This window comes from Neisseria flavescens, assembly GCF_001618065.1.
Classification (GTDB): Bacteria; Pseudomonadota; Gammaproteobacteria; order Burkholderiales; family Neisseriaceae; genus Neisseria; species Neisseria flavescens_A.
On record NZ_LAEI01000047.1, the window covers coordinates 1 to 4768 of the forward strand.

3 protein-coding genes and 2 pseudogenes are annotated in these 4768 nt (G+C 41.7%); all 5 read right to left on the bottom strand.

Features of this window, described 5'->3' with window-relative positions; all coding sequences use genetic code 11:
• Positions 1-410: pseudogene (locus TW89_RS07975) on the bottom strand (hypothetical protein); the annotation flags it as partial.
• A 761-nt stretch (positions 411-1171) separates the two neighbouring features.
• On the bottom strand, positions 1172-1486 hold the full coding sequence (locus TW89_RS12085; RefSeq protein ID WP_283114695.1) for a DUF6396 domain-containing protein: 315 nt from the start codon (positions 1484-1486) through the stop codon (positions 1172-1174).
• Positions 1432-2319: a tetratricopeptide repeat protein gene (locus TW89_RS07985; protein WP_225522196.1), complete on the bottom strand. Its 888-nt coding sequence runs from the start codon at positions 2317-2319 to the stop codon at positions 1432-1434. The genes TW89_RS12085 and TW89_RS07985 overlap by 55 nt, the downstream gene beginning before the upstream one ends.
• 5 nt (positions 2320-2324) lie before the next feature.
• Positions 2325-4229, bottom strand: a complete 1905-nt coding sequence (locus tag TW89_RS07990; RefSeq protein WP_128581096.1) for a phospholipase D-like domain-containing protein — start codon at positions 4227-4229, stop codon at positions 2325-2327.
• Positions 4222-4768, bottom strand: a pseudogene (locus tag TW89_RS11735) (hypothetical protein); the annotation flags it as partial. The gene TW89_RS07990 and the pseudogene TW89_RS11735, both read right to left, overlap by 8 nt.

Below are 4768 nucleotides of genomic sequence, written 5' to 3' on the forward strand. Positions count from 1 at the left end.
TGGAACTGCAGCCGTATGTTTGCCTTATAATCGCCATTAGCGGCGGCAATGCGGTAATACGGCAACAGTTCATCCCAAAAACCGTCCTCCCTCTGTCCAGGCCACATATGGTTCAAATCACGGTGCAGCGCGTAGTTGTAGAGTTGCTGTGTTTCCTCGGACAGAGGTGGGCGTTTTTCATGCACGCAGGTAAATTCTAGGTTCTTTTTGATTTCTTCAACGGTCTTCAAGGTTTCTTTCTTCCGTTGCTTTTCTTCCCACTTTTCCCCTATGCTGCAATACGCGGGTTTAACATGACCATTTGCACCGCCTATATGGATGGGATTGCATTGCAACCAAAGGAGAAAGCAAATAAACATTGCTGCCAGACAGCCTAAGACAATCAGGGTGTATTTGAGGGATTTATGCATAATAGTCAATTTAATCGAGAAAGGATGTGATATAAGCGCAGAAACTCACCCTGCAGCTACGGTGTTTGTATGCAACTTCGCTATTCCAGCAAAACATAATATCATGATAAAGGTATAGTATCTATGATCGTGCTGATGGTAAAGGGAAAGGGATAAACGAGAAGAAGGCCGTCTGAAAAACATGGTATTTTTCAGACGGCCTTCCTTATCAAATTTAATTTACTTAATTGGTTTTAAAGTTGGCAATACGGTGTCCTAGATAGCGAGGATTTCGGCTTCGCTGCGCTTCGTTCCATCTTTCTTCTCGGTACCAAACTGCATCATGATGCGCGGACTCCTACTACCGGTAGGTATTTACTATATTCCTATTTAATTATTTTCAGTACCAAGATACCATTGAGATAGAGTTTTCCTTTATAAACAGAGATCTTTGCAAAATTCCCCAAAATCCCCTAAATTCCCACCAAGACATTTATGGGATTTTTCATGACCACCTTCTTTCAGCAAGCCGCCCAAGCCATGATTGCCAAACACACAAATCAAACAGCAGTTTGACACGGTAGCGTCCCATTTCGTCGATGTAGGCAGATCGGCTTGGAACAACTTCAAGCGATATTTATAAATAAATGTCGTCTGAAAAGATTTCAGACGACATTAGCCTATTCTTCAAATAAGTTTGCAAACTTTTCTCTCTGGTAAAGTGGCTTAGACTGATAAAAATAGGTTAGATAATCCTTGACTCCTCCCACTTTGAATGGTCCTTACAATGGTAGCCCGGTTTTTACATCCAAGCCTGCTTTATCCGCCAGCTTCTTTATCAACTCATCAGAGGGTTTTGGTGGTTCATCCCCCTCTACCCAGCGTTGAAAGGCGATTTTGCCGTCCCATTCGGGTAAAGGTGCCGGCGGTAGCGGAACGATGTCGTCCAAGTCGGGAACGGTAGGCGACATGAAGTCGTAAGTTGATAGATAAGAGTCAATAATACCGTAACGGCGAGCACGCTCTTCATCAGTCTCCACATCTAAAAAGTCGTTATTTCCTTTTTCTTTTCCTGCTTTAAACGCATTAGAAAGAATAAAAGCAGATAAATAATTACCGTTTTTACCCCCTGATGATAGGCTCTAACAGCTTCATCATATTTATGATAGTCAGGAAGAAACATACCCAACCAATAAGAAGCATTACCTTGCCCTTGTTCAGAAGCACACCGATATAACTTCATCATTAGCTTTAATCGAAATTCACGTGTTTCTTCATCATCTAAACTACTGATCATCTGACCTAACGTATATTGCGCCTCCCTGTTACCCATATCCGCAGCCTTGCGCAAAAATGCCAGCTCACTGTCGGGGGGTGCACTGACACCGTAGCCGTCTTCAATATAGCCTTTGAGCAGATAGTAGGCGGTAGCTGGAAGTTGTTTGCGCAGCATTTTATACAATTTCTGGGTTTCGGCTTCAGCCTCAATATCGGGAACCCTCGTCCAGCCATCGCTGAGCAGGAACTGCAGTCGTACGTTTGCCTTATAATCGCCATTAGCGGCGGCAATGCGGTAATACGGCAATAGTTCATCCCAAAAACCGTCCCCCCTCTGTCCAGGCCACATATGGTTCAAATCACGGTGCAGCGCGTAGTTGTAGAGTTGCTGTGTTTCCTCGGACAGAGGTGGGCGTTTTTCATGCACGCAGGTAAACTCTAGGTTCTTTTTGATTTCTTCAATGGTCTTCATGGTTTCTTTCTTCCGTTGCTTTTCTTGCCATTTTTCCCCTATGCTGCAATACGCGGGCTTAACCTGACCGTTTGCACCGCCTATATGGATGGGATTGCATTTCAGCCAAAGGAGAAACCAAATGAACATTGCTGCCAGACAGCCTAAAACTATCAGGGTATATTTGAGAGATTTATGCATAATAGTCAATCCAATCGAGAGACTTTAGGATCCAGGCGTAAAAATTCGCATAGAGGGTGCAGTGGCGGTTTCCCGTTTATAATCTGTTTTTTATTTTCATCCATTATTATCTGCCACCGTTTAAAAGCCATAATTGCTACGCTCGGATCATTCATCGCCTCTGGATTCGCCGCATTATCAAACTTTCCTGCCGCATTATTGGCTTTGTGCAGATCGCGTGTATGTAGTTTCCACAGATCTTTGCGCAGTTTTCGCGCCACTGCGCCGTTTTCGGTAAATATGCCCAATTCCGTATCAACCTGCATACTACGGGTATTCAGATTAGCGGAACTGATAACAGTAAAGACATCATCTATAATGGTTACCTTCGAATGAATGTAAACTTCTTTCCAAGCATTGGATGCAGTTAAAGTGCAGACATGAACTTTAACGCCTAGTTCTTTTTTCAGTTTTTTGGCAAATTCTTTCTCCCTCACTTCTTCCGCATTTTTAGTGTAGGATTGTTCTCTTGTACCAGAACGTTGCTGCTGTCTTGCTTTTAACCCTGCCAATTCACCTTTCCATTTAGCAATAGTACTTGCTGATCCTTGTCCTTGTGCATGATTATTTCCAAGCGATGCCTCCAAAAATTCTATACGATCTGTATGAGTAAGGGCAACATTAGGCATCACATCCTGCCTTCCCAACTTTTCTAACATTTTATTTGTTGTATACGTTCCTTTTCCCAAACCATCATCAGATGAATTAGTTACAACAAACCAATGTATTGGCATATTTTCAGGGCGCCCCTTCGATCTTAAATTTTGCCAATGCTTGATAAACGCCTCAGCTAAGGGAGGCCATCTAAAATACTGATTTTCTGTATAGATATAACTGGTCACCCTTTTGATATTTTGCAGGTAGATTTTTTTGATGTCTTCAATATCCGGCTTGTCGTAAGTGCGCAATATCTGCGCCATCAAAGGCGTACCTCCGGCAGATTTGTTAAAAGGATATTTGTCGAAAGTCAGAGCCTTTCTTTTTTCTCCAAGTTTTTCACTACTTACCTTATCCCAAGATTGGCAGAAATTACGGTTGATATACCATAAAACTTCACCGCTAACGATACTGGACACATCCTGTAATGGTGTATCAACATTTTTTCCCTGGTTTGGCGCTGATACCTTACCAGAAATATGGCTGTTATCATCCCAATAATTGTCTAGCATATTATGTTCCATTACAAAGCCTACTGCCTTGTGAGGTACTTCGTAGTCTATCAAAACTGTTTTTTGGTGATGAGAAGGAAACAACCTCAATGTTGATTTTGCATTTTCTGGTAACTCCTTATCTTCATATTGATTACTCTGAGATTCAACACTCCGAGTTTTGAACTTCAGATTATTTTGATATGAAGACTTTGATAGTTCCCATAAATGAGGGTACGATTTCTGAATATTTTGAGATGCATGTGGATCTAACGTATGTAATTTCCCTTCTCTTGCTAAATACCAATTTCGATCATACTGCCTCTGAGCGTTAGTTACCCCTGGCACTCCGCCTTTAAAAACACCAGGTGCATTTCCCATATTGGCTTCTGAAAAAGTCTGTATTTTAAAAGGTATACTCCAAACTAATATCCTCACCTGCACACCTGCTTTTGCTTTTTCAATCAATAAATCCCCAATGCACTTACTCTTACCGTCCCGCTTTAGATGCATCGAAGGCTGAAATCCCCATATCGCAATATCAATTGAATGTTCGGCTTTTTCAATTTTTTCATGGAGCGTTGTAAAAGCTTCTTTCCCATTAATCAATGGCCTGAAAGTAGCAGCAACAGGTGATGATTCCTGTGAGTCTAAAAACCAGTTCATTGATGCTGTTGCACCCAATTTAGATTTAGTGGAAGTCGCAATCACAGGTTTACCCATTTTTAGAACCTTTCGAACTTTTGTCTTTTATATTATGTACTATTTCAAAATATTTCTTTGCTTGCTCTATCGGAGAAAGTTCAGAACTTGTATATTTCAAGCCATGAAAACCACGATTGGTTATTTTATCTCTTGATGTATTTTCATTAAATTCATCCTCAATCGGAATCAAATATTCCAAATCGTTAGCAAATACAATCTTATATTTACTTGTTGGTATTTCATGTTCGACAGCAATATACCCTGTTGCATCCGTTACCCCTCTTTGAATTTCTTCTCCATCTGCATAGATTGTATAAGGCATACCGATGAAAAAGTGATCTGAATGAGGAGATTGACGCAGATTAATTCGCATCGGACGTTTTGGTAAAGTTTTAGGCCAATCTGGGTGAGTGATTCCTAAACTATTCGGCCCATTCACCACCAACGGCGCCCTCACCCGCACCACCTTCGGACTCCCGATCTCCACTTCCCCGTTGCTCAGCTTGATATACGCCCCCTTGCAGGTAATCAGAATCTCTTCCTTCGCCGCAATGGTG